23 protein-coding genes are annotated in these 23,363 nt (G+C 68.3%); 11 read left to right on the top strand and 12 right to left on the bottom strand.

Annotated elements, in window-relative coordinates:
• Nucleotides 1-33 precede the first annotated feature (33 nt).
• The 4 genes from I7S92_RS02135 (at nt 34) to I7S92_RS02150 (ending at nt 3,964) form a co-directional block, all read left to right on the top strand.
• The gene (locus I7S92_RS02135) at nt 34-612 is read left to right on the top strand and encodes a nitroreductase family protein (RefSeq protein ID WP_197641829.1); all 579 of its coding nucleotides are present in this window, start codon (nt 34-36) and stop codon (nt 610-612) included.
• The gene (locus tag I7S92_RS02140) at nt 612-1,304 is read left to right on the top strand and encodes an EI24 domain-containing protein (protein ID WP_197642023.1); all 693 of its coding nucleotides are present in this window, start codon (nt 612-614) and stop codon (nt 1,302-1,304) included. Before I7S92_RS02135 ends, I7S92_RS02140 begins: the two co-directional genes overlap by 1 nt.
• A 74-nt stretch (nt 1,305-1,378) precedes the next feature.
• Nucleotides 1,379-3,175, top strand: coding sequence for an aspartate--tRNA ligase (gene aspS / locus I7S92_RS02145; RefSeq protein ID WP_197641830.1), 1,797 nt, complete (start codon nt 1,379-1,381; stop codon nt 3,173-3,175).
• 63 nt (nt 3,176-3,238) lie between these two features.
• Nucleotides 3,239-3,964: a GNAT family N-acetyltransferase gene (locus I7S92_RS02150; protein WP_197641831.1), complete on the top strand. Its 726-nt coding sequence runs from the start codon at nt 3,239-3,241 to the stop codon at nt 3,962-3,964.
• Here the strand turns inward: I7S92_RS02150 and I7S92_RS02155 are convergent.
• A complete protein-coding gene (locus I7S92_RS02155) occupies nt 3,952-4,617 on the bottom strand; it encodes a response regulator (RefSeq protein WP_197641832.1) in 666 nt (221 codons plus the stop codon). The two genes, I7S92_RS02150 and I7S92_RS02155, sit on opposite strands and share 13 nt — an antisense overlap.
• A 121-nt stretch (nt 4,618-4,738) precedes the next feature.
• On the opposite strand from I7S92_RS02155, the gene mce reads away from it, so the two are divergent.
• Both mce and I7S92_RS02165 read left to right on the top strand, forming a co-directional pair.
• Complete coding sequence (gene mce / locus I7S92_RS02160) at nt 4,739-5,143, top strand: methylmalonyl-CoA epimerase (protein ID WP_197642024.1); 405 nt, start codon at nt 4,739-4,741, stop codon at nt 5,141-5,143.
• Nucleotides 5,140-5,409, top strand: a complete 270-nt coding sequence (locus I7S92_RS02165) for a DUF1467 family protein (RefSeq protein ID WP_197641833.1) — start codon at nt 5,140-5,142, stop codon at nt 5,407-5,409. The genes mce and I7S92_RS02165 overlap by 4 nt, the downstream gene beginning before the upstream one ends.
• On the opposite strand, the gene I7S92_RS02170 is transcribed toward I7S92_RS02165, so the two are convergent.
• Together I7S92_RS02170 and I7S92_RS02175 are read right to left on the bottom strand one after the other, a co-directional pair.
• Complete coding sequence (locus tag I7S92_RS02170; protein WP_354001295.1) at nt 5,406-6,014, bottom strand: aminotransferase class IV family protein; 609 nt, start codon at nt 6,012-6,014, stop codon at nt 5,406-5,408. The two genes, I7S92_RS02165 and I7S92_RS02170, sit on opposite strands and share 4 nt — an antisense overlap.
• Nucleotides 5,972-7,120, bottom strand: a complete 1,149-nt coding sequence (locus I7S92_RS02175; RefSeq protein WP_197641835.1) for an aminodeoxychorismate synthase component I — start codon at nt 7,118-7,120, stop codon at nt 5,972-5,974. Before I7S92_RS02175 ends, I7S92_RS02170 begins: the two co-directional genes overlap by 43 nt.
• Before the next feature lie 230 nt (nt 7,121-7,350).
• Here I7S92_RS02175 and carB point away from each other — a divergent pair, with 230 nt between their 5' ends.
• Nucleotides 7,351-10,680 (top strand): carbamoyl-phosphate synthase large subunit, encoded by a 3,330-nt coding sequence (gene carB, locus I7S92_RS02180; RefSeq protein WP_197641836.1) that lies wholly within the window; start codon nt 7,351-7,353, stop codon nt 10,678-10,680.
• Nucleotides 10,681-10,802: 122 nt separating this feature from the next.
• On the opposite strand, the gene I7S92_RS02185 is transcribed toward carB, so the two are convergent.
• Genes I7S92_RS02185 through I7S92_RS02195 form a run of 3 tightly spaced genes read right to left on the bottom strand, consistent with a single transcriptional unit; the run spans nt 10,803 to nt 12,555 of the window.
• Nucleotides 10,803-11,678 (bottom strand): MBL fold metallo-hydrolase, encoded by an 876-nt coding sequence (locus tag I7S92_RS02185; RefSeq protein ID WP_197641837.1) that lies wholly within the window; start codon nt 11,676-11,678, stop codon nt 10,803-10,805.
• Nucleotides 11,679-11,693: 15 nt separating this feature from the next.
• A complete protein-coding gene (locus I7S92_RS02190; RefSeq protein WP_197641838.1) occupies nt 11,694-12,128 on the bottom strand; it encodes a YeeE/YedE family protein in 435 nt (144 codons plus the stop codon).
• A gap of 1 nt (nt 12,129) precedes the next feature.
• Nucleotides 12,130-12,555, bottom strand: coding sequence for a YeeE/YedE family protein (locus I7S92_RS02195; RefSeq protein WP_197641839.1), 426 nt, complete (start codon nt 12,553-12,555; stop codon nt 12,130-12,132).
• 178 nt (nt 12,556-12,733) lie between these two features.
• Here I7S92_RS02195 and I7S92_RS02200 point away from each other — a divergent pair, with 178 nt between their 5' ends.
• On the top strand, nt 12,734-13,132 hold the full coding sequence (locus I7S92_RS02200) for a hypothetical protein (protein ID WP_197641840.1): 399 nt from the start codon (nt 12,734-12,736) through the stop codon (nt 13,130-13,132).
• A 92-nt stretch (nt 13,133-13,224) separates the two neighbouring features.
• On the opposite strand, the gene I7S92_RS02205 is transcribed toward I7S92_RS02200, so the two are convergent.
• The 5 genes from I7S92_RS02205 to I7S92_RS02225 all read right to left on the bottom strand — a co-directional run bounded on the left by I7S92_RS02205 (nt 13,225) and on the right by I7S92_RS02225 (nt 18,510).
• On the bottom strand, nt 13,225-14,292 hold the full coding sequence (locus I7S92_RS02205; RefSeq protein WP_197641841.1) for an ABC transporter ATP-binding protein: 1,068 nt from the start codon (nt 14,290-14,292) through the stop codon (nt 13,225-13,227).
• 44 nt (nt 14,293-14,336) lie between these two features.
• On the bottom strand, nt 14,337-15,167 hold the full coding sequence (locus tag I7S92_RS02210; protein ID WP_197641842.1) for a carbohydrate ABC transporter permease: 831 nt from the start codon (nt 15,165-15,167) through the stop codon (nt 14,337-14,339).
• The gene (locus tag I7S92_RS02215; protein ID WP_197641843.1) at nt 15,164-16,072 is read right to left on the bottom strand and encodes a carbohydrate ABC transporter permease; all 909 of its coding nucleotides are present in this window, start codon (nt 16,070-16,072) and stop codon (nt 15,164-15,166) included. Before I7S92_RS02215 ends, I7S92_RS02210 begins: the two co-directional genes overlap by 4 nt.
• 85 nt (nt 16,073-16,157) lie before the next feature.
• The gene (locus tag I7S92_RS02220; RefSeq protein WP_197641844.1) at nt 16,158-17,381 is read right to left on the bottom strand and encodes an ABC transporter substrate-binding protein; all 1,224 of its coding nucleotides are present in this window, start codon (nt 17,379-17,381) and stop codon (nt 16,158-16,160) included.
• A gap of 247 nt (nt 17,382-17,628) precedes the next feature.
• Complete coding sequence (locus tag I7S92_RS02225) at nt 17,629-18,510, bottom strand: NAD-dependent epimerase/dehydratase family protein (RefSeq protein WP_197641845.1); 882 nt, start codon at nt 18,508-18,510, stop codon at nt 17,629-17,631.
• Nucleotides 18,511-18,772: 262 nt separating this feature from the next.
• Between I7S92_RS02225 and I7S92_RS02230 the strand changes: the two genes are divergently transcribed.
• Genes I7S92_RS02230 through I7S92_RS02240 form a run of 3 tightly spaced genes read left to right on the top strand, consistent with a single transcriptional unit; the run spans nt 18,773 to nt 21,712 of the window.
• The gene (locus I7S92_RS02230) at nt 18,773-19,912 is read left to right on the top strand and encodes a glycoside hydrolase family 18 protein (RefSeq protein ID WP_197641846.1); all 1,140 of its coding nucleotides are present in this window, start codon (nt 18,773-18,775) and stop codon (nt 19,910-19,912) included.
• Nucleotides 19,913-19,933: 21 nt separating this feature from the next.
• Nucleotides 19,934-20,731: an SDR family NAD(P)-dependent oxidoreductase gene (locus tag I7S92_RS02235; RefSeq protein WP_197641847.1), complete on the top strand. Its 798-nt coding sequence runs from the start codon at nt 19,934-19,936 to the stop codon at nt 20,729-20,731.
• A gap of 12 nt (nt 20,732-20,743) precedes the next feature.
• A complete protein-coding gene (locus I7S92_RS02240; RefSeq protein ID WP_197641848.1) occupies nt 20,744-21,712 on the top strand; it encodes an ornithine cyclodeaminase family protein in 969 nt (322 codons plus the stop codon).
• An 83-nt stretch (nt 21,713-21,795) separates the two neighbouring features.
• On the opposite strand, the gene I7S92_RS02245 is transcribed toward I7S92_RS02240, so the two are convergent.
• Complete coding sequence (locus I7S92_RS02245) at nt 21,796-23,328, bottom strand: M81 family metallopeptidase (RefSeq protein ID WP_197641849.1); 1,533 nt, start codon at nt 23,326-23,328, stop codon at nt 21,796-21,798.
• Nucleotides 23,329-23,363: the final 35 nt, after the last annotated feature.

Raw genomic sequence — 23,363 nt, forward strand, 5'->3', positions numbered from 1 at the left:
CTAGCCTGCACGCAACCGTGAGAAGGATCCCAGATGCCCGCCCGCAACGACGCCGCCCTCGCCTTCCTGTCCGCCCGCCGCTCGCGCCCGGCGAAGCTGTTCACCCTGCCGGTCCCCGACCGCGACCAGCTGGTCGAGATCCTGACCGCCGCCACCCGCGTCCCCGACCATGGCAAGCTGCAACCCTGGCGGCTGGTCGTCCTGCGCGGCGCGGCCTTCGCCCGGCTCGCCGACCTGGCCGAGACCCGCGCGCGCGAGCTTGGCGGCGATGACGAGAAGATCGCCAAGGGGCGTGGGCAATATGACCTCGGCAAGCTTGCGGTGGTGGTGATCGCCTCGCCGAAACCCCTGCCCAAGATCCCGCCGGTCGAGCAGCTTCTGTCCGCCGGCGCGCTCTGCATGGGCATCCTCAACGCGGCGGAGGCTGCGGGCTGGGGGGCGAACTGGCTGACCGGCTGGCCCGCGCATGACCCGGAGTTCGCCGCCCGCGCCTTCGGCTGCCAGGGGGGCGAGACGGTGGCCGGGATCGTCCATATCGGCACCCCGCCCGCCGATGGCCCCGACCGCCCGCGCCCCGAGCCTGCAAGCCTGGTGACCTGGGTGGAGGCGTGATCCTCGGCGCCTTCCTCCGCGCCCTGGGCCAGATCGGCGACCGACGCTTCCGCCGGGTGCTGCTGCTCGGCGTCCTGCTGGCGCTGGCGCTTCTGGTCGCGGCCTATGCGGGCTTCCTGCAACTGGTCTGGTGGCTGTCCCCCGACAGCATCGAGATCCCCTTCGTCGGTCCCGTCACCGGGATCGACACACTCCTCGGCTGGGCCTCGATCCTGGTGATGCTGGGACTTTCGGTCTTCCTGATGGTTCCGGTCGCCTCGGCCTTCACCGGGCTATTCCTGGAAGACGTGGCCGACGCGGTCGAGGACCGGCACTATCCGAATCTCCCCCCCGCCACCGCCTTGCCCTGGGCCGAGGGCCTGCGCCAGTCGGTCAACTTCCTGGGCGTGGTCATCGCGGTGAACCTGCTGGCCCTCTTCCTCTACCCCCTCGCCGGCCCCGCGATCCCGCTGGTCTTCTGGGCGATCAACGGCTTCCTTCTCGGCCGCGAATACTTCACCCTGGTGGCCCTCCGCCGCCTGCCCCCGGCCGAGGCGAAGGCGATGCGGCGGCGCAACGGGCTCCGGCTCTGGCTGGCGGGAACGCTGATGGCCGCGCCGCTGTCGGTGCCGGTGCTGAACCTGGTGATCCCGGTGCTCGGCGTCGCCACCTTCACCCATCTCTTCCACCGCCTCGCCGCCGCCGGGCGCTGACGCGGGCTTGACTTGGCCGCCCGGTCAAGGTGTATCGGCGCGATGGAATTCTGCCCCTTGGAAAGGGATCGACTATGCACGCCTATCGCAGCCACACCTGCGCCGCGCTGAACAAGGCCCATGTGGGCGAAACCGTCCGCCTGTCCGGCTGGGTCCACCGGGTGCGCGACCATGGCGGCGTGCTCTTCATCGACCTGCGCGACCATTACGGGATCACGCAGCTGCTTTGCGACGGCGACAGCCCCGCCTTCGCCGCGCTGGAGAAGGTGCGCGCCGAATGGGTGATCCGCGTCGACGGCCGGGTCAAGGCGCGGGATGCCAGCCTGGTCAATGCCAAGATCCCGACCGGCGAGATCGAGCTTTACGTTACCGAGGTCGAAGTCCTTGGCGCCTCGGACGAGCTGCCGCTGCCGGTCTTCGGCGACACCGAATATCCCGAGGAAACCCGCCTGACCTACCGTTTCCTCGACCTGCGCCGCGACACGATGCACCAGAACATGATGCTGCGCTCGAACGTGGTGCGCTGGCTGCGCAATGCGATGTGGGACCAGGGCTTCACCGAGTTCCAGACCCCGATCATCACCGCCTCCTCGCCCGAGGGCGCGCGCGACTTCCTGGTGCCTTCGCGGCTGCATCCCGGCAAGTTCTACGCCCTGCCGCAGGCGCCGCAGCAGTTCAAGCAGCTGATCCAGGTCGCGGGCTTCGACCGCTATTTCCAGATCGCGCCCTGCTTCCGCGACGAGGACCCGCGGGCGGACCGTTCGCCCACCGACTTCTACCAGCTCGACATCGAGATGAGCTTCGTGACGCAGGACGACATCTTCGCCGCCGTCCAGCCCGTGCTGCAGGGCCTGTTCGAGGCCTTCGGCAAGGGCCGCAAGGTCCATGCCGACTGGCCGCGCATCGCCTATCGCGACTCGCTCAAGTGGTATGGCTCCGACAAGCCCGACCTGCGCAACCCGATCCGGATGCAGGACGTCAGCACGCATTTCCGCGGCTCGGGCTTCGCGATCTTCGCGAAACTGCTGGAGCAGGAGGGCAACGAGGTCCGCGCCATTCCCGCGCCCAAGGGTCCGTCGGGCGAGCCGGTGGGGCGGAAGTTCTGCGACCGGATGAACGCCTTCGCGCAGCAGCAGGGCCTGCCCGGCATGGGCTACATCTTCTGGCGCGAGGCCGAGGATGGCTCGGGCATGGAGGCGGCCGGCCCGCTCGCCAAGAACATCGGGCCCGAGCGGACCGAGGCGATCCGGCAGCAGCTGGGGCTGGAAAAGGGCGACGCGGCCTTCTTCCTGGGCGGCAAGCCGGAGACCTTCGAAGGCATCGCCGGCCGCGCGCGCAACGTCATCGGCGAGGAGCTGGGCCTGACCGACCGCGACAGCTTCCGCTTCGTCTGGATCGTCGATTTCCCGATGTACGAGAAGACCGAGGAGGGGAGGATCGACTTCTCGCACAACCCCTTCTCCATGCCGCAGGGCGGGCTGGAGGCGCTGATGGGCGACCCGCTGAAGGTGCATGCCTACCAGTACGACCTGGCCTGCAACGGCTATGAGGTGATCTCGGGCGGCATCCGCAACCACAAGCCCGAGATCATGTACAAGGCCTTCGAACTCGCGGGCTACCCGAATTCCGAGGTCGACAAGCGGTTTGGCGGCATGGTGAAGGCGTTCAAGTACGGCGCCCCGCCGCACGGCGGCTGTGCCGCCGGGATCGACCGGCTGGTCATGCTGCTGGCCGACACCCAGAACATCCGCGAGGTCATCATGTTCCCGATGAACCAGCGCGCCGAGGATCTCCTGATGGGCGCGCCGTCCGAGCCGACGAACGAACAGCTGCGCGAACTGCGGCTGCGCGTCCTGCCGAAAGAGGCCTGAACGCCCCTTGCCCCGCCCCGCGCCGCGTCCTAGCCTTCGCGGGCAGATGCGTCGGGGGGTGGCATGACGGAACGGAAACTGGGACCCGTGGTTCAGGACTGGTCCCCGCCCCGCCGACCCGACCACGCCCCGATGCAGGGGCGGCTGGTCCGGCTGGAGCCCCTGGACGCCGATGCCCATGCCGAGGGCCTGCACGCGGGCTTCGCCGGGCATGATCCGCTTTGGGACTATCTCGGCTACGGCCCCTTCGCCTCGGCCGCCGAATACCACCAATGGGCGCGTGCGCGCGAGGATGGCGAGGATCCGCGCTTCTTCGTGCTCTGCGACGCGCAGACCGGCCGGCCCGGCGGCATCGCCGCCTATCTGCGGATCACGCCCGAGGCCGGCGGGATCGAGGTCGGCCATATCTGCATCGCTCCCCATCTCCAGCGCAGCGCCGCGGTGACCGAGGCGATGTTCCTGATGATGCAATGGGCCTTCGACGCGGGCTACCGGCGCTATGAGTGGAAATGCGACGCGCTGAACCTGCCCTCGCGCCGGGCGGCCGGGCGGCTGGGCTTCAGCTTCGAGGGCGTCTTCCGCCAGCACCTGATCGTCAAGGGCCGCAACCGCGATACCGCCTGGTTCTCGGTGATCGACAGCGAATGGCCCGCCCTCTCGCGCGCCTTCGCGACCTGGCTTGCGCCAGGGAATTTCGACGCCGGGGGGCGCCAGCGCAGCAGCCTTTCCGACCTCACCCGTCCGCTGCGTGCGAATAACGACCCCGCATTGCGCGCTCAGACCGGCTGAAGCGCCATCAGCCGCTCAGCCAGGAGCCGCGACAGCGCCTGCCGCCCGTCCTCGGCCCCGGCGCGGACCGCCGCCGCCTCCAGCGGCGCGTCGCCGATCGTGCGGGCAAGCCCACGGACGAAGCCGGTCACATAGCCCGCGTCGCCCGCCCCCGCGACCAGCGCCGCCGCCCGGGCGAGATCGTCGCGCAGCGCCATCGGATCGGCGGGCGGGGCCTCCACCGCCCCGGCCTCGACATCCGGCCCGGTGCCGGTGAGAAGCTGCCGCACCAACCGCAGGAAGCCCGCGACGGAAGCAAAGGGCTTGTCGAAGAAGGCCACCGCCCCGGCATCCAGCGCCGGGGCCCGGCCTTCGGGATCGCCGCTGATCGCCAGGACCGGGATCCCCCGCGCCGCGGCCGCGGCGATCAGCTCCTCCCCCCTTCCATCGGGCAGGCCGAGGTCGGCGATCAGCAGGTCCGGCCGGTAGCTGGCCAGGTGCAGCCGCGCCGTCGCCAAAGTCTCGACCCGGCGCAGGCGGGCCCCGGCGCGGGTCAGGATCAGGCGCAGCGCGTCGCTGGCGAAACGGCTGTCCTCGACCGCAAGCACGGTCACGCCGCGCAGGGGCAGCGGTGATTCGGACGGCGGCAGCGGGCCGTCGGGCAGGAAGGGCATGGCGGGCCTCCGTCTGGAACGGAGCCAGATTGCGCCCGCGCCGGTAAACAGCCGGTAAACAGGATTGCGACCACCTCCCGCTTGGCCTAATCCCATGGCCGAAACCCTGCGCGAGGACCAGATGATCGGACGCCTGAACCATGTCGCCATCGCCGTGCCGGACCTGACCGCCGCGGCCGAGCAGTATCGCACCGCCCTTGGCGCCAGGGTCGGCGCGCCGCAGCCCGAACCCGACCATGGCGTCACCGTCATCTTCATCGAACTGCCGAACACCAAGATCGAGCTTCTGCACCCCCTGGGCGAGAATTCCCCGATCACCGGCTTTCTGGAAAAGAACCCCTCCGGCGGCATCCACCACATCTGCTACGAGGTCGACGACATCCTCGCCGCCCGCGACCATCTGAAGGCAACGGGCGCGCGCGTCCTGGGCTCGGGCGAGCCGAAGATCGGCGCGCATGGCAAGCCGGTGCTGTTCCTGCATCCCAAGGACTTCAACGGCTGCCTGGTGGAGCTTGAACAGGCATGACCATCACCGGGGCCGTCGTCCTTTACGCGATCGTCTGGTTCGTGACCCTCTTCGTCGTGATGCCGCTGCGCACCCGCACCCAGGAGGAGGAGAACCATGTCGTGCCCGGCACCCCCCCCGGCGCCCCGGCGCATGAGGAGCTCGGCCGCATCGCCTGGATCACCACGCTTTTCGCCACGCCGGTCTGGGCCTTGATCGTGGCGGTCATCCTCTCGGGCTGGATCGGCATTGCCGACCTGGATTTCTTCGGCCGGTTGAACCGCTAGCCCGCCCAGACCGCCGGGATCAGCCCGCGCAGGGCATTGCCGACCCAAAGCCGGACCTTCGGCAGATCGGCGGCCCGCAGCACCTCCTCCGGGCAGGCCAGTTCGGCCCGAAGCACCCCCGGCAAGAGGCCGCAGGACAAGGGCGGCGTGCGCATCCCCTGCCCCCGGTCGAAGAAGACCGTGGTGATCGAGCCGTCGCAGACCTCGTCCTGTTCGTTCAGGAACACCAGCTCGTCCAGCCCCTCGGGCAGTTCAGCCCGCGCCCGGTCATAGACCGCGCGCCGGGTCGATTTCACCCGCAGCCAGGGATCGGCCGAGCGCAGCCTTTCCCCCGCACGGCCCAGCCGCCACAGGGATTTCGCGGGCGGTAAGGCGGCGACCTGCCATTCCACCCGGCCCGCGCCGTCCAGCGTCAGCCGCAGCCGCGCCGGATGCTCCGGACCGGACACCTCGATCGGCGGACAATCCCAGCCCAGAAGTGCCGCCGAGTGCCGCAGCCGCGCCAGGTGCAGCGCCCAGCGCGGGGCCGCCGCCCCGTCCCAGAGCGCCGTCTCGATCAGCTTCAGCCCTGGCTCACCGCCGGCTTCACGAAGCGCGCCTTCCACAGCGCCTCCTCCCATTCGCCCTGCACGGTCGAGCCATGCGTCAGCCCGCCGCCCACATTCATCACGATCTCGGAGCCGCTGACCGAAAGCGTGCGGATCGCCACCGAGAAATCCGCATCCCCTGACGGCGACATCCAGCCCACCGCGCCGCAATAGACCCCGCGCGGCCAGGGTTCGACCTCGCGGATGATCTGCATCGCCCGGATCTTCGGCGCGCCGGTCACGCTGCCGCAGGGGAAAAGCGCCTGCATCAGTCCCGGCAGGGTCGGCGGATCGTCCAGCACGCCCGCGACCGTGGAGGTCATCTGGTACACCGTGGCATAGGTCTCGATGGCGAAAAGCGCCGGCACCTGCACCGTGCCGACCTGCGACAGGCGGCTGATGTCGTTGCGCAGAAGGTCGACGATCATCAGGTTCTCGGCCCGGTCCTTCTCCGAGGCGCGCAGTTCGGCGACGATTGCCGCATCCTCCGCCGCATCCCTGCCGCGCGGCCTTGTGCCCTTCATCGGGCGGGTGACGATGCGGCCGCCCTGGACCTGGAAGAACAGCTCCGGGCTGCGCGAGACGATCACCGGCCCGACGCCCAGATCGACATAGGCCCCGTGCCCCACTGCCCCGGTGCGCCGGAACGCCCCGAAAAGGCCCAGCGGACTGCCGCGGACCAGCCGGGCGGCCATCGGAAAGGTCAGGTTGACCTGATAGCAATCCCCCGCCGCGATATAGTCGAAGACCCTGCGCGCCGCATTGCCATAGGCCCGCCGCCCGACCATGGGCGCGGGCGCGGTCATCCAGGTCCCGCGTCCTTCTTCCGCCGCTCGTTCCAGGGCCGCATCGGCGGGTTCCGGCGCATCGTGGATGCCCAGGGCGACCAGCGGCCCCGGCCGGCGGCGCGGCATCAGGGGGGCAAGCTTCGGCTCCAGCGCGAACCCCGCCTCATAGGCGACATAGCCTGCGACCCAGGCCCCCCGCGCCCGCTCCGCCTCGGCCCGCTCCAGCGCGCGCATGACCTCGCCCGGCGTCTCGGCCAGGATGACCCGCCGCGGCGCCGTGAACAGCGCGGCCTTGCCGCCCGGTCCATGTTCCAGAAGGATCACACCCGCCCCCATCGTCCCTGCCCCCGAGATAGGCCGATCCCGCCCCCCGCGCCAGAGCCTTTCCCGACCCCGCCCCCCGCCTTTGCGACCGGCCTCCCGCCCCGCGCCGCAAATCTTTTCGAAAAGATTTGCAAAATCCCTCGAAGGATTTTGGCCTGCCCCGCCGCCGCCGTTTGCCCCTTGCGCCCCCCCGGCCTCTCGCTATAACCCGCCCAATTTTGCGCACATCGATGGGGGCTGACATGCCGAAGCGGACCGATATCAAGTCGATCATGATCATCGGCGCGGGCCCCATCGTCATCGGCCAGGCCTGCGAGTTCGACTATTCCGGCGCCCAGGCCTGCAAGGCGCTGCGCGAGGAAGGCTACCGGGTCATCCTGGTGAACTCGAACCCCGCGACGATCATGACCGACCCCGGTCTCGCCGACGCCACCTACATCGAGCCGATCACCCCCGAGGTCGTCGCCAAGATCATCGAGAAGGAACGCCCCGACGCGCTCTTGCCGACCATGGGCGGGCAGACCGGCCTCAACACCGCCCTTGCGCTCGCCGACATGGGCGTGCTGGACAAGTTCAAGGTCGAGCTGATCGGCGCCAAGCGCGATGCCATCGAAATGGCGGAGGATCGCAAGCTCTTCCGCGAGGCGATGGACCGGATCGGGCTGGAAAACCCCAAGGCCACCATCGTCGCCGCGCCGAAACTGGCCTCGGGCAAGTACGACATCGCCGCCGGGGTTCGCGAGGCGATGGAGGCGCTGGAATATGTCGGCCTGCCCGCCATCATCCGCCCCGCCTTCACGCTCGGCGGCACCGGCGGCGGCGTGGCCTACAACCGCGACGACTACGAGGCCATCGTGAAATCCGGCCTCGAGGCCTCCCCCGTCGCCCAGGTGCTGGTCGACGAGTCGCTCCTCGGCTGGAAGGAATACGAGATGGAGGTCGTGCGTGACCGCGCCGACAACGCCATCATCGTCTGCTCGATCGAGAACGTCGATCCGATGGGCGTCCACACCGGCGATTCCATCACCGTCGCCCCGGCGCTGACGCTGACCGACAAGGAATACCAGATCATGCGCAACGGCTCGATTGCCGTCCTGCGCGAGATCGGGGTCGAAACCGGCGGGTCGAACGTGCAATGGGCGATCAACCCCGCCGACGGCCGCATGGTCGTGATCGAGATGAACCCGCGCGTCTCGCGCTCCTCGGCGCTCGCCTCCAAGGCCACCGGCTTCCCCATCGCCAAGATCGCCGCGAAACTCGCCATCGGCTACACGCTGGACGAGCTCGACAACGACATCACCAGGGTCACGCCCGCCTCCTTCGAACCGTCGATCGACTACGTCGTCACCAAGATTCCCCGCTTCGCCTTCGAGAAATTCCCCGGCTCCGAGCCGAACCTCACCACCGCGATGAAATCGGTCGGCGAGGCGATGGCCATCGGCCGCACCATCCACGAATCGCTGCAGAAGGCGCTGGCCAGCCTGGAAACGGGCCTCACCGGCTTTGACGAGATCGCGATTCCCGGCGCGCCCGAGAAGGCGGCCATCGTCAAGGCCCTGGGTCAGGCGACCCCGGACCGCCTGCGCGTCATCGCCCAGGCCATGCGCCACGGGCTTTCCGACGACGAGATCCAGGACGTCACCGCCTTCGACCCCTGGTTCCTGTCGCGCATCCGCGAGATCATCGACACCGAGGCGCAGATCCGCGCCGAAGGCCTTCCTGCGCGTGCCGAGGGCCTGCGCGCGCTGAAGATGATGGGCTTCACCGACGCCCGCCTCGCCCGCCTCACCGGCCGGGCGGAGGCCGAGGTCCGCCGCGCCCGCAAGAACCTTGGCGTCACCGCCGTCTTCAAGCGCATCGACACCTGCGCCGCCGAGTTCGAGGCCCAGACCCCCTATATGTATTCCACCTACGAAGCCCCCGCGATGGGCGATGTGGAATGCGAATCCCGCCCGACGGCTGCGAAGAAGGTCGTCATCCTCGGCGGCGGGCCGAACCGGATCGGCCAGGGCATCGAGTTCGACTACTGCTGCTGCCACGCCTGCTTCGCGCTGACCGAACGCGGCTACGAGACCATCATGGTCAACTGCAACCCCGAGACCGTCAGCACCGATTACGACACCTCCGACCGCCTCTATTTCGAACCGCTGACCCTGGAACACGTCCTCGAGATCCTGCGGGTGGAGAGGCAGAACGGCACGCTGCATGGCGTCATCGTCCAGTTCGGCGGCCAGACGCCGCTGAAACTGGCGAATGCGCTGCATGAGGAAGGCATCCCGATCCTCGGCACCACGCCCGACGCCATCGACCTGGCCGAAGACCGCGAGCGCTTCCAGCGCCTGCTCAAGGACCTCGGCCTGAAGCAGCCGCACAACGGCACCGCCCGGTCGCGCGAAGAGGCCTTCGAGGTGGCCGGGGAAGTGGGTTATCCGCTCGTCATCCGTCCCTCCTTCGTGCTTGGCGGCCGCGCCATGGAAATCGTCCGCTCGGACGAACAGCTCGACCGCTACATCTCCACCGCCGTCCAGGTCTCGGGCGACAGCCCCGTCCTGCTCGACTCCTACCTTTCCGGTGCCGTCGAGGTTGACGTCGATGCGTTAAGCGACGGTAAATCCGTGCATGTCGCTGGAATCATGGAACATATTGAGGAAGCCGGGGTCCATTCCGGCGATTCGGCCTGTTGCCTGCCGCCGCACCAGCTCTCGGCCGAAACGGTCGCCGAGCTGAAACGGCAGACCGAAGTCATGGCCAAGGCGCTGAACGTCGTCGGGTTGATGAACGTGCAATTCGCGATCAAGGACGGGGTGATCTACGTCCTCGAGGTGAACCCGCGCGCCTCCCGCACCGTGCCCTTCGTCGCCAAGGCCACGGACTCGGCCATCGCCTCGATCGCCGCCCGCCTCATGGCTGGCGAGCCCCTGTCGAACTTCCCGATGCGCGCGCCCTACCCCGCCGGCGTCGGCCCCGACACGCCGCTGCCGCTGGCCGATGCGAACACGCTCGCCGATCCGCAGACCCCCTGGTTCAGCGTCAAGGAGGCCGTCCTGCCCTTCGCCCGCTTCCCCGGCGTCGACCCGCTCCTCGGCCCCGAGATGCGCTCGACCGGCGAGGTGATGGGCTGGGACCGCAGCTTTGCGCTGGCCTTCCTCAAGGCGCAGATGGGCGCGGGCGTGACCCTGCCGACAGAGGGCCGCGCCTTCCTCTCGGTCAAGGACATGGACAAGACCCCCACCCTCGCCACCGCCGCCCGCGACCTGGTGGCGATGGGCTTCCAGATCGTCGCCACCAAGGGCACCGCGTCATGGCTTGCCGCCAACGGCGTACCCGCCGAGTCCGTGGCCAAGGTCTACGAAGGCCGCCCGAACATCGTCGACCGGCTGAAGAACAACGAGATCGCGCTGGTGATGAACACGACCGAGGGGACGCAGGCCGTCAGCGACAGCCGCGACATCCGCCGCGTGGCGCTGATGGACAAGATTCCCTATTTCACCACCGCTGCGGCCAGCGTGGCCGCCGTGGCGGCGATGAAGGCACGCGGCGAGGGCTATGGGGTCCGGACGCTGCAGGGGTGATGCCGACCGGCGGGGGTCGGGGTTCCCTCGGCCCCACGCCGGCGCATCCCCTAACAATCCCTTAACGCCCGCGGCCAAGGCATTGGAATTGCATGCGGTCTCTAACTGCCACGCGTGGACAGTCACAGCCCGTCGATCGGCACCTTGAGGAACCGCTTCCCGCTGTCATCCGGCGGCGGCAGCTCTCCCGCCCGCATATTGACCTGCAGCGAGGGGATGATCAGCCGGGGCATCGCCAGGGTCGCATCCCTGGCGGTGCGGAGCGCGATGAACTCCTCCCGGGTCTTGCCGGCGATGTGGATGTTGTGGGCCCGCTCCTCGCCCACCGTCGTCTCCCAGCGGATGTCGCGCCCGTTCGGGCCGTAATCGTGGCACATGAAAAGCCGGGTCTCGTCAGGCAGGGCCAGCACCTTCTGGATGCTGTCCCAAAGCTGTCCCGCGTCCCCGCCCGGAAAATCCGCCCGCGCCGAGCCGCCGTCCGGCATGAACAGCGTGTCGCCCACGAAGGCCGCGTCGCCCATCACATGGGTCATGCAGGCCGGCGTATGCCCCGGCGTGTGGATCGCACGGCAGGCCAACCGCCCGACCCGGTAGCTGTCGCCGTCCTCGAACAGCCGGTCGAACTGCGAGCCATCGCGCTGGAACTCGGTCCCCTCGTTGAAGATCTTGCCGAAGGTGTCCTGGACCAGGGTGATGTTGCGGCCGATCCCGATCCTGCCGCCCAGGGCGCGCTGGATATAGGGTGCGGCCGAAAGGTGGTCGGCGTGGACATGGGTCTCGATCAGCCAGTCCAGCATCAGCCCCCGCGCCCGGATATGGGCGATGATCTCGTCGGCATGGTCATAGGTGATCCGCCCGGCGGCATAGTCGATGTCCATCACGCTGTCGACCACCGCGCAGGCATCCGAGTCGGGGTCCTTCACCACATGGCTGATCGTGTTGGTGGCCGGGTCGAAGAAGCTGGTGACCTCGGGTTTGACGGATAGATCGACCTGCATCGGGTCCTCCTGCGATCAGAGCGGCCGGGTCGCGACCAGGGTGCGCGAGCGCAGCCAGCGCGCGATGAACATGCCCGCGACCAGCGCGGCGACGAAGACATGGACGTCGAAGGCCCCGGTTCCCAGCGCGGGCAGCGCGCCGCCGGGACAGAAGCCCGCGATCCCCCAGCCCAGCCCGAAGGTCGCCGAGCCGAGGACAAGCCTGCGGTCGATCACCCGCATGTCCGGCAACTGGAAACGGTCCTCCATCCGGGGCGCGGGGCTGCGCAGCACCATCCGGTAGCCGGGAATCGCCACCGCCAGGGCGCCGGCCATCACGAAGGCGAGGCTCGGGTCCCAGGTCCCGGCGATGTCGAAGAAGTTCAGCACCTTGGCGGGGTTGATCATCCCCGAGACCGTGATGCCCAGCCCGAAGACGAGGCCGATGGCGAAGGCGGAGAGAAGGCGCATCTTAGACCCCGTGCCGGATGAGGAAGACGGTCAGCACCGCCGAGGCCATGAAGCTGGCGGTGGCCACCATCGACCGGCGCGACAGGCGCGCGAGGCCGCAGACCCCGTGACCCGAGGTGCAGCCGCCGCCATAGCTCACGCCGACGCCCACGATCAGCCCGCCCAGGGCCACCGCCCAGGTCGGCACCGGCTGGTCCAGCACCGGCCGCTCGCCGGTGGCCAGAAGATGGACGAGCGGCCCTGTCGCCATCCCCGCGATCACCGCCGCGCGCAGGGTCCAGTCTGCCGCGTCCCCAAGGCGGAACAGCCCGCCCAGAATCCCCGTGGCTCCAAGGATACGGCCATGCACCGCCAGCAGCAGCACCGCGGCTGATCCGATCAGTGCGCCGCCCGCAAGCGCGGTCCAGGGCGTGAACTCAGTCTCCATAGGCTTGGTCCCGCAGATTTCGGCCGCCGCCCGGGCGGCATTCGCCCCCATGATGCCACCAACCCGGTCCGCTGGACAGACCGGAACCGGAGAATCCTCGTGGCCGCGGCGGAACGATGCGCTGCAGTTGCGGCGGGCACGTTGACGGCCCTCAAACCGGGCACGACTGGGGCAGATCGTGCGTGACCGGGTGCCGACCGAAACGCCCGAACTGGCCGGCAGCCTGCGGTTTGGCCGCCCCGACAAGGTGAACGAGGCCCTTGCCGATCTCCTCGCGCATTCCAGGGACATTGCCGCCCTGGCACTCACGGTGCCCCCGGATGACGGAGCGTGCGCGCAGCGCGCTGACGTCGGCGCGGTCGCCACGCGCTGGACGCCGGAGCCGCTGGAGCAGCGGCTGCACGAGCAGGAGTTTCAGGCGATCCCGATCTCGGTCGCGGCATTCCTGCTGGCCGTCCTCGCCTTCCGGCGCGGCGGCCAAGGCTGCGCGAGCTTGCCGAGGCGCTGGGGGGAGCGGACTGCCCCGGATCCCCTGCATGAGGCGGGGAAGGTCGACCACCGCGATGCGGGGTTCTGATGCGGCGGAGGGTGGCAAGGACGGCAGGTCAGTCCGGTTCACCGGAGATTCACCCTGCCCAAAGCCCCCTCCTGCGGTTGCAAACGGGCGGGTCAGTTGGCTCCGCCCTGGAGCCGGTGCCCCGTTGCGTCGTCGAAAAGATGTGCCTTCCCCTCGGGCCAGATCAGGTGGATCGTCTGGCCGGGGCGGAAATCGTGGCGCTCGGTGAAGACGGCGCAGAGCGGCATCCCGGCGACCCGGGCATAGACCTGGATGTTGGCGCCGGTCGGCTCGACCACCTCGACCTCGGCGGCAAGGCCGGTGCCGTCGGTCGCCAGTGCCAGATGCTCGGGCCGGATGCCGAAGACCACCGCCTGCCCCGCCGCGCCCTGCCCGGATGCCGCCAGACGGCTGCCGTCGGGCAGGACCACCGCGCCCTGCTCCAGCTTGCCGCGCAGGAAGTTCATCGAGGGCGACCCGATGAAGTCGGCCACGAAGAGATTTGCAGGGGTGTCGTACAACTCCAGCGGGGTGCCGATCTGCTCGATCTTCCCGGCGTTCATCACCACGATCCGGTCGGCCATGGTCATCGCCTCGATCTGGTCATGCGTGACATAGACCGAGGTGGTCTGGAGCCGCTGGTGCAGGGCCTTGATCTCGGTCCGCATCACCACGCGCAGCTTGGCGTCGAGGTTCGACAAGGGCTCGTCGAACAGGAACACCTGCGCGTCGCGCACCAGCGCCCGGCCCATCGCCACCCGCTGCCGCTGGCCGCCCGACAACTGCCGGGGCGAGCGTTCGAGGAACTTGGACAGGTTCAGGATCTCGGCCGCCTCGCGCACCTTGCGGTCGATCATGTCCTTGGCCATCCGCTTCAGGCGCAGGCTGAAGCTCATGTTCTCGTAGACCGACATATGCGGGTAAAGCGCGTAGTTCTGGAACACCATGGCGATGTCGCGCGCCTTGGCGGGCACGTCGTTGACCACCCGGTTGCCGATCAGGATGTCGCCGCCCGAGATCGTCTCCAGCCCCGCGATCATGCGGAGGAGCGTCGACTTCCCGCAGCCGGAGGGGCCGACCAGCACGACGAATTCCCGGTCGCGGATCTGGAGGTCGATCCCGTGCAGCACGTCCATTGCGCCGTATTTCTTCTTGACCCCGCGGATGGTGACAGAGGACATCGTTCAATCCTTATTAGGCAGCAGGGCCTTGTGAAGCAGTCTGGTCATTTGACGGCGCCCAGCGCCATGCCCCGGATGAGGTAACGCTGAAGCCAGGAGAAGACGATGGCGACCGGAACGGTGGCCAGCACGGTCGCGGCCATGACGTGATGCCATTCGACCTGATAGCGCCCGGCGACCTGGGCATAGATCTGCACCGGCAGGGTGAAGTCTTCGGAGGACCGCATCATCGTCAGCGCCAGGACGAATTCGTTCCAGCTGTTGATGAAGGTGAAGATCGCCGTCACCACCATGGCGGGCACGGCCAGCGGCAGGAAGATGCGGACCAGGCTGGTCAGGTGGCTGGCCCCGTCCATCCAGGCGGCCTCTTCCAGGTCGCGCGGGATCGAGTTGAAGTAGCTTTGCAGCATCCAGATGGTGAAGGCCATGTTGAAGGCGGCATAGGTCAGCACCAGCGAGTTCAGGTCGTTGACGAGGCCGAGGCTCATCATCAGCCGGAAAAGGCCCAGCACCAGCACGATGGGCGACATCATCTGCGTCATTAGAAGGAAGGTGCGGTAGGCCCCCTTCCCCGCGAAACGGTAGCGCGACATCGCATAGGCCGCGGGGATCGACAGCAGGAGCGCCACGGCGGTGGCCGCGACGCTGACGTAGAGGCTGTTCAGGAGCGCCCCGCCGAAGTTGGTCTTGACCCACATCTCCGAGAAGTTCTCCCAGCGGAATTCGCTGAACCCCCAGGTGGGCGGATAGGTGAAGAGCTCGGCCCGGGGGCGGACGGCGGTGACGAACATCACGCCGAAGGGGAACAGGATCACCACCATCAGCGGCGACAGGATCGCCCAGTAGATCAGGCTGCGTTTCAGCTTGCCGGTCACGCCTTGATCTCCTCTTCCGGGGCGGCGTCGTCGCGGTCGTTGCGGCTGACCAGGGCGACGTAAAGCATGGTGAAGGCCAGGAGGACGAAGAACATCACCAGCGAGATCGCCGCCGCCTTGCCGAGCTGCCCGAAGCGGAAGGCCAGCTTGTAGAGGTAGGTGACCAGGATATCGGTCCCGTTGGCCGGCCCGCCCTCGGTCATCACCCAGATGATCGGCAAGGAGTTGAAGACGTAGATCACGTTCAGCACGATGGCGATGTTGATGAAGGGCTTCATCAGCGGCAGCGTGATGTGCCGGAACTGGTCCCAGCCCGAGGCGCCGTCCACCACCGCGGCCTCGTAGGCGTCCTGCGGCATCGAGGAGAGGCCGCCCAGGAGGATCGTCGTCGTGAAGGGGATCGAGACCAGGATGCCGACCAGGATCTCGACCACGAAGGCGGTCGAGGCGGTGGCGAGCCATTCGACCGGCTGGTCGATGATGCCCGCGTTCATCAACGTGGCGTTCAGAAGGCCCGCACGCCCGTTCAGCGCCCAGCGCCAGACCACCGCCGTCATCGTCAGCGAGATCGCCCAGGGCAGCATGATGATCACCCGCGCCAGGCCCCGGCCATGGAAATCGTCGTTCAGGATCATCGCCACCGGCATCGAGATCGCCAGCGTCCCGCCCACGACCGCAAAGGTCCAGATCCCAGTGCGCCAGAGCGATTCCCAGAACAGGGGGTCGGCAAAGACCTCGTGGTAGTTCTCGCCGCCGTTGAAACCCGTCAGCTTGCCGAAGCGGCTGACGTCCTGCATCGAGGTCCAGGCCAGGTCGAAGATCGGATAGCCGATGATCGCAAGCGCGAGCGCCAGGCCCGGCAGGATCATCATCAGCGGCACGGATTTCTGGAAGCGGTTCGCCATGGTTCCCCCGGCCCCGCATCTTGCGGGGCGCCTCGTCGTTCGGGCGGGAGAGAGCGGCGCGGGGCCGCTCTCTCCCTGGTCAGGATCAGAGACCGCGGATCTTGTTGATCTCGGACGCGGCGGCCTTCAGCCCGTCTTCCGGGGTGACTTCGCCAAGGTAGATCTGCTGCATGGTGCGCACGGTCACATCGGCGATCTCCTCCCAGTTCGCGATGGTCGGCGCGAACTTGGCATAGGGCAGGCCCGCCGCGAAGCCGGCCACGTCCGGGTCCTCGGTGAAGTAGGGCAGCGCCGCCACGTTCTTCGTCACCGGCAGGAAGCCCTCCCCCATGTCGAACTTCTCGCGCCATTCGTCCTTGTAGGCGAATTCGATGAACTTCCACGCCGCTTCCTTCGCGTCCGAGTCGGCAAACACCATCAGCGTGTCGGTCACGCCATAGGTCGCCTTGGCCTTGCCTTCCGGGAAGGGCAGGATCTGGTACTTCAGGTCCGGCGCCTCGGCCTTGATCTGCGGGATCAGCATCGGGAAGGTGAAGATGGTGCCGACCTTGCCCTGCTTGAACAGGTTGAACACATCCTCGCGGGTGTAGTTCGTGGGCGAGGGCTGGGTCAGGCCCTCGTCGATCATCTTCTTGTAGAGGTTCGCCGCCTCAAGCGCCTCGGGCGTGTCGAGGCCGCTGGTGCCGTCCGCCTTCAGGATGTCGCCACCATGGGTCCAGAGCGAGTAGTAGTAATAGGCGTCGGTCTCGATCTCCTTGCCTTGCAGGCCGAACGCGAAGGTTTCCGGCAGGGCCGCGATCTTCTTGGAGGCCTCGTAAAGCTCGTCCCACGTCTTGGGCGGGGTTGCCCCGGCCTTCTCGTAGAGGTCCATGTTGACCATCATCGCCCGGGCCGAGGCCGCGACCGGCAGGCCCATGGTCTGACCCTCGATCACGCCCGGCGCCATGAAGGTGTCGATGAAGGTGCCCTTGAACTCGGGCGTGAGGTAACCGTCGATCGGTTCGGCCACGCCCTGCGATGCGAAATCCAGCAGCCAGCGGGTGCCGATGATCGAGATGTCGGGCGCGCTGCCGCCGGCCACGTCGGTGGTCAGGCGCTGCAGGAGCGTGTCCCACGGCACGACCTCGATGTTGATCTTGATGTCGGGATTCTCGGCCTGGAAGGCGTCGGCGACTTCCTGGAAGTACGGGCCGGTCTTCGAGCTGTATTCGGCGACGGTGAAGTCGACCACGGTCTCGGCCGAGGCGAGCCCAGCCATGCCAAGGCTGAGGGCCAGGACCGCCGTCGACGTCCGGAAGGGATGGGTCATGTGGAGTTGTCTCCTGTTGGTGTTACGGGATTCGCGATGCTTTTTCCGAAGCGGCTTCTGCTGGCCGTTCTTGATGGGCCCACTGTGAAGTCCGAAGCCCGGCAATAGAAATTGATTTAACGCATGGGGGTATGTTGGCCCTGCATAGGATTGAAAAGCAGAGGAAATCATGGTTCCCTGGAGCAGAATGGGGCGCCCGGCCTTGCGGCGGGGCGCCCCGAATCCGGCATCGCGCGACGGCGGCGGGTCAGCCGTTCGGGCCGGACCAGTCATGCTCGGGCGCATAGCCCAGCACGCGGCGCGCCTTGGCGATCGATAGAAGCGTCTCGCGCCCCTTCACCGTGCCGCGCAGCTCGACCCCTGGAAAGATCTCGGCCATCAGCCCGGCGCTGTCGCGAGTCATCACCGTGTTGGAGTTGGCGATTATGAAATGATCCGCGCCTTCCATGTCGACATGCAGCGACCGGCGCACCGCCTGGGCAGCGTCGCGGGCGTCGATATAGCCCCAGAGGTTCCATTCCCGGAAGCGCGGCGTGTCCTGCCAGCCGGCGAAGCGGGCATAGTCCTGCGGCTCCATCACGTTCGACAGGCGCAGGCCGATGAAGGTGGTGCCGGGGTTCCAGCGCGCCATCTGGCGGGCCATCTCCTCGGACAGATCCTTGGACAGCGAATAGGCGCTTTCCGGCCGCATCGGGTGGTCCTCGTCGATCGGCGCGTAGGCGGGGGGATTTGCCGCGCTGAGGGGCAGGCCCAGCGTGGTCTCGGACGAGGCCCAGACGATGCGCCGCACGCCCGCCCGCAGGGCCGCGTCGAAGACGTTGTAGGTCGAGACGATGTTGGTGCGGAAGGTCAGTTCCTCGGGATTGGTGTCCGGCACCGGGATCGCCGCGAGATGCACCACGGCGTCCGGCGTGCGGAACTGGCGGAACGGATGGTCCTTGCCGCCGGTCCACTGCATCGCGTCCATCACCTGGCCGAAGTCGGTCAGGTCGACGCGCAGCATCGGGCAGACCGGATCGGACGAGGGCGCCATGTCCACGTTCAGCACGGTATAGCCGCGCTCGACCAGATGGCGGCAGACCGCCCGGCCCGCCTTGCCGCTGCCCCCGGTGACGACAATGTTCTTCATCTGCGGCTCTCCCTTCAATGAATTGCACATCGCTCAAGCCAGCCCCTGCCGGGCGTTCCCCAGCCGTCCGGCTCCAGCGGCGAACGATGCGCCAGACTTCCTTAGACCGTCCTCCGCCCGCAAGCGAATGCGTTTCCCGAATGCCGCCATGCCGGCATGGCATTGGCCGTCCCGTTGCCCCGGCGATAGCGTCAGGGCAGGAAACGGGGCGCCCTGCCCCTGCGGTCGGCTGACGCGCAACGGCGCGCGATGGAGGCAAGCGTTGCTGCGCGGCATGTTCGTCTATCCCTGGGACCTGCAGGACGAGGGCACCGCCGAGGTCGCCGCCCGGCTGACCGGGGCCGGGCTGGACCGGGTCTCGCTGGCCACCGCCTATCACGCCGGCAAGTTCCTGCGCCCGCACGCGCCGCGCGGGCGGGTGTATTTCCCCGAGGACGGCACCGTCTATTTCCGCCCCGATCCCTCGCGCTATGGCCGGCTGCAGCCGCAGGCGGCACGGATGGTCCGCGACCACGACGCGCTGGCCGAACTCGCGCGCCATGCGCCAGGGTTGCAGGTCACGGCCTGGACCGTGGGCCTGCACAACTCGCGCCTTGGCGCGATGCATCCCGACCTGGCCTGCCAGACCCCGTTCGGCGACGTGCTGGTCAACGCGCTTTGCCCCTCGCAGCCCGAGGTCCGGCGCTATCTGACCGCGCTCTGCCTCGACACCGCCGCCCAGCCGGGCGTGCGCGAGGTGGCGATCGAGACGCCGGGCTTCCAGACCTATCGCCACGGCCACCACCATGAGTTCGAGCTGGTGGGCCTGCCCCCGGCGGCCGAGACGCTGCTGGGCACCTGCTTCTGCCCCGCCTGCCTGACCCGCGCCCGCGAGGCCGGGCTGGACGGCGAGGCCCTGGCGGCGGAGGCGCATCGCGCGCTCGACGCCTTCTTCGCCGATGGCAGCGCCCCCCTGCCCGATCCGCAAAACGATCCCGGCTGGGCCGCCTTGCAAGATCTGCGGGCGGAGACCGTGACCAGCCTCGTCCGCGAAATCCGCGAGGCCCTGCCGCGCGAGACCGGGCTGTCGATCATCCCCTCGGTCCAGACCCCGAACAGCCTGTGCTGGCGCGAAGGCAGCGACCTGGCCGCTCTGGCCCGCGTGGCCGACCGGCTGGAGGTGACCGCCTACCAGCGCGGGCCGGAGGCCATCGCCGCCGACATCGCCGAGGTGCGCGCCACAGCGGGACCAGAGGCCAGCCTTGGCTTCATCCTGCGCCCGACCTGGCCGCATGTGACCGGCGCCGAGGAGCTTGCCGCCTGTGTCGCCGCCACCCGGGCCGCAGGGGCGGACCGGATCTCCTTCTACAACTACGGGCACATGCGGCTTCAGTCCCTGGACTGGATCGCGCGCGCCCTGTGACAGACCCGACCGGAGGACGCCTTGCCCAGACATGACACCACCACCGCCCTCGTGACCGGCGCCGCCCATGGCATCGGCCGTGCCATCGCCCGGCATCTTGCGCGCGAAGGCGCGGCCGTGGCCGTGATCGACCTCGACGCCGAGGGCGCGGCCGAGACCGCGCGCCTGATCCAGTCCGAGGGTGGCATCGCCTTTTCGACGGGTGCGGATATCACCGACATGGCGGCCGTGACCGCCGCCGTGGACACCTGCGAGGCGGCAATCGGGCCGCTGACGCTTCTGGTCAACAACGCCGGCTTCACCGATGCGGGCGACCTGGCCGGGATCGGGCTTGAAGCCTGGCACAAGGAAGTCGACGTCAACCTGAACGGAACCTACCACTGCCTGCGCGCCCTCCTGCCCCGGATGCAGGCGCGCGGCGGCGGGGCGGTGGTCAACATCACCTCCGTCAACGGGGTGCGCTACTTCGGCAACCCGGCCTACAGCGCGGCGAAGGCCGGGCTGATCAACCTGACGCAATCGGTCGCCTCGGAATACGGCCGCCACGGCATCCGCTGCAACGCGGTCCTGCCCGGCTCGGTCCGCACCGACAACATCACCTGGAGGATCCGGCAGGAGAAGGATCCGCAGGTGTTCCAAAAGCTTGCCCGCTGGTATCCGATGGGCCGGGTGGCCGAGCCCGAGGACATCGCCAAGGCGGTCTCGTTCCTCGGCTCGGAGGATGCCGGCTACATCACCGGCGTCGCGCTGCCCGTGGATGGCGGGCTCTTGGCCGGGATGAACGTGATGATCGGCGAATTCATCCTGGAATCGCAGTAAGGAGCGGCCGTCATGCTGATCATTTCCGAACCCCTCGCGCAGAAGCTGGTCAGTGTCGAGGATGCGATCGAGGCGGTCGCCAGCACCTTCGCCGCCATGGCGCGGGGCGAGGCGCGCAACTACCCCGTGGTGCGCGAGGTCGTGGGCCATGCCGATGCGGTCTATGGCGTGAAGGCGGGCGGCGATGTCTCGGCCCCCTTCCTGGGGCTGAAGGCCGGGGGCTACTGGCCGCACAACCTGGGCCGGGGGCTGAGCAACCATCAGTCCTCGACGCTGTTGTTCGACCCCGACACCGGCCGCGCCTCGGCGCTGGTCAGCGCGAACTACCTGACCGGAATCCGCACCGGCGCAGCCTCGGCGCTGGCGACGCGGGCGCTGTCGCGCGAGGATGCCTCGGTCCTGGGCATCATCGGCACCGGCGGGCAGTCGCTGCACCAGTTGCGCGCAACGATGGCGGTACGGCGGATCACGAAGGTCCATGCCTGGGACATGAATCCCGAGATGAGCGCCCGCTTTGCCCGGACTCTGAGCGAGATGGGCATCGATTGCGCGGCGGAACCCACGGCCGAGGCGGTGGCCCGCGCGGCCGGGATCATCGTGACCGTCACCCCCTCGCAGCAGCCGATCCTGATGCGCGACTGGATCCGCCCCGGCACCCATATCAGCGCCATGGGCGCCGACACCAAGGGCAAGCAGGAGCTGGACCCCGCCCTGGTCGCCGCCGCCCGCGTCTTCGTGGACGAGGCGGCGCAGGCCGTCAGTATCGGCGACTGCCAGCACGCTTTCTCAGCCGGCCTGATCGCGCAAGCGCAACTGACCCCGCTGGGCGCGGTGCTGGCGGGCATGGCCAAGGGACGGCAGTCGGAGACGGAGATCACGCTTTTCGACGGCACAGGCGTCGCGCTTCAGGATCTGGTGGTGGCCGATCTGGCCGTGCGTCGCGCGCGCGACAGCGGGCTGGGCGTCGAGGTCGAGTACTGATCCTTCCAGTCCCGGCGCGTTCTCCCGGACGTTGGGACGGAAAGGCCCCGTCTCCTTACGGAGGCGGGGCTTCCTCCAGTCCGTCAATCCTGCGGCGGGGTCCAGTACACCTCTTCGTCGATCGGGAATACCGGACGCGGCATCGAGCGGAAGTCGAACCGCGTCAGCACCGGCGAGGTCAGGCCGGGCACATCGACCTCGATCACCTGCGAGGGCGAGAAGAACTCGTCGAAGCCGGCCCGGAAATGCCCGCGCGACTTGACGACCACGGCCCGCGCCTTGCCGATGTCGAGACCCATCATCTCCAGGAAGATCGGATCAGCGCATTGGGTGCGAATAGAGATCACGACCACCTGGATGCCGCCCAGATCGAGAAGAACCGACAGCCCCAGATTCATCCGCCGCCCGGCGTAGAAGCCCCGGCGGCCGACGCAATCGCCGTCGCGGATCGCCATGACGCGGGCATCCGCCTCGAACCGGCCCGAGAAATCGTCGGGGGGCACCCGGTTGAACACCGCCCGGAACCGCGCACCCTGCCCCAGTGTCGCGGCCTCTTGCGCCAGCGCCGGATCGTTGATCACCCCGACGATCACCCCGGTCGTGCGCGCCTTGTGCAGCGCCTCCAGGATCCACATCGTGTTGCCGTTGCCGCCGCCGCCTGGATTATCCGACACATCGGCCAGGATCACCGGCGGAAGGGACGGATCGGCCCCCACCTCCAGCACCCGCTTCACCGTGTCTTCCAGCCCGGTCAGCTTCGGGACGAAGCGCTTGTGCTGGTTCCAGGCGAAGCGGGCGATCCGGTTCGCGGCCCGCCGCGCGCTGCCGTCGCGCATCCGCGAGGTCACGATGATCGCCAGCCCGTTCTTCGGCGTGTCGCTATAGGCGAACCCGCCCAGGATCGAGACGTTGATCACCTTGTCGTCCAGTTGCGACTGGCCGAAATTCATGATGTCGGCATAGGGGCCGGCCTCGGTCAGCAGGGTGACGGTCGGTGGCACCACCGGCAGGCGCAGGAAGGCGACCTCGGGCTTCATGCCGGCGAAAAGCTCATGCAGGATCGAGGCCGCATCGCGCCCGCGCTCCAGCATGTCGACATGCGGGTTGGTCTGATAGGCAACGATGGCATCCGCACTGGAGACCATCCGTTCCGAGACGTTGCCGTGCAGGTCCAGCGTCGCCACCACCGGCACCTCCGGCCCGACGATCGCCCGCACCGCCGCGAAGATCTCGCCGTCGGGATCGGTGCTGGCCGTGGTGATCATCGCCCCGTGGTTCGAGATGTAGACCGCATCCAGCGGCAGTGCGGCCGTCAGCCGGTCGCGGATCTCCCGCATCGCGGTTTCGAAGAAGGCGTGGTCCAGCGGCCCGCCCGCCTCGACCAGGCCGACGAGGATCGGCACCGGGATCCAGTCGTCGCGGCTGTCCATCTCGGCGCGGAAGCCCCGGATCTCGGTCGGCAGCTTGGGATCCGGGCCGTAGAGGTCCTCGAGGATCTCGTCCCCGGCAAGATAGACCCGCTTGAGATAGTCCTCTTCGGTGACGACGGGAGCGAAGCGGTTGCTCTCGAGCATCAGGCCAAGGATCGCAACGCGGCGGGGGGCGTTCGTGGGCATTCCTGTATTCCCGGTCCAGGTGTCTGACCCGACGA

The organism is Tabrizicola soli (genome assembly GCF_015999335.1).
Lineage (GTDB): Bacteria > Pseudomonadota > Alphaproteobacteria > Rhodobacterales > Rhodobacteraceae > Tabrizicola > Tabrizicola soli.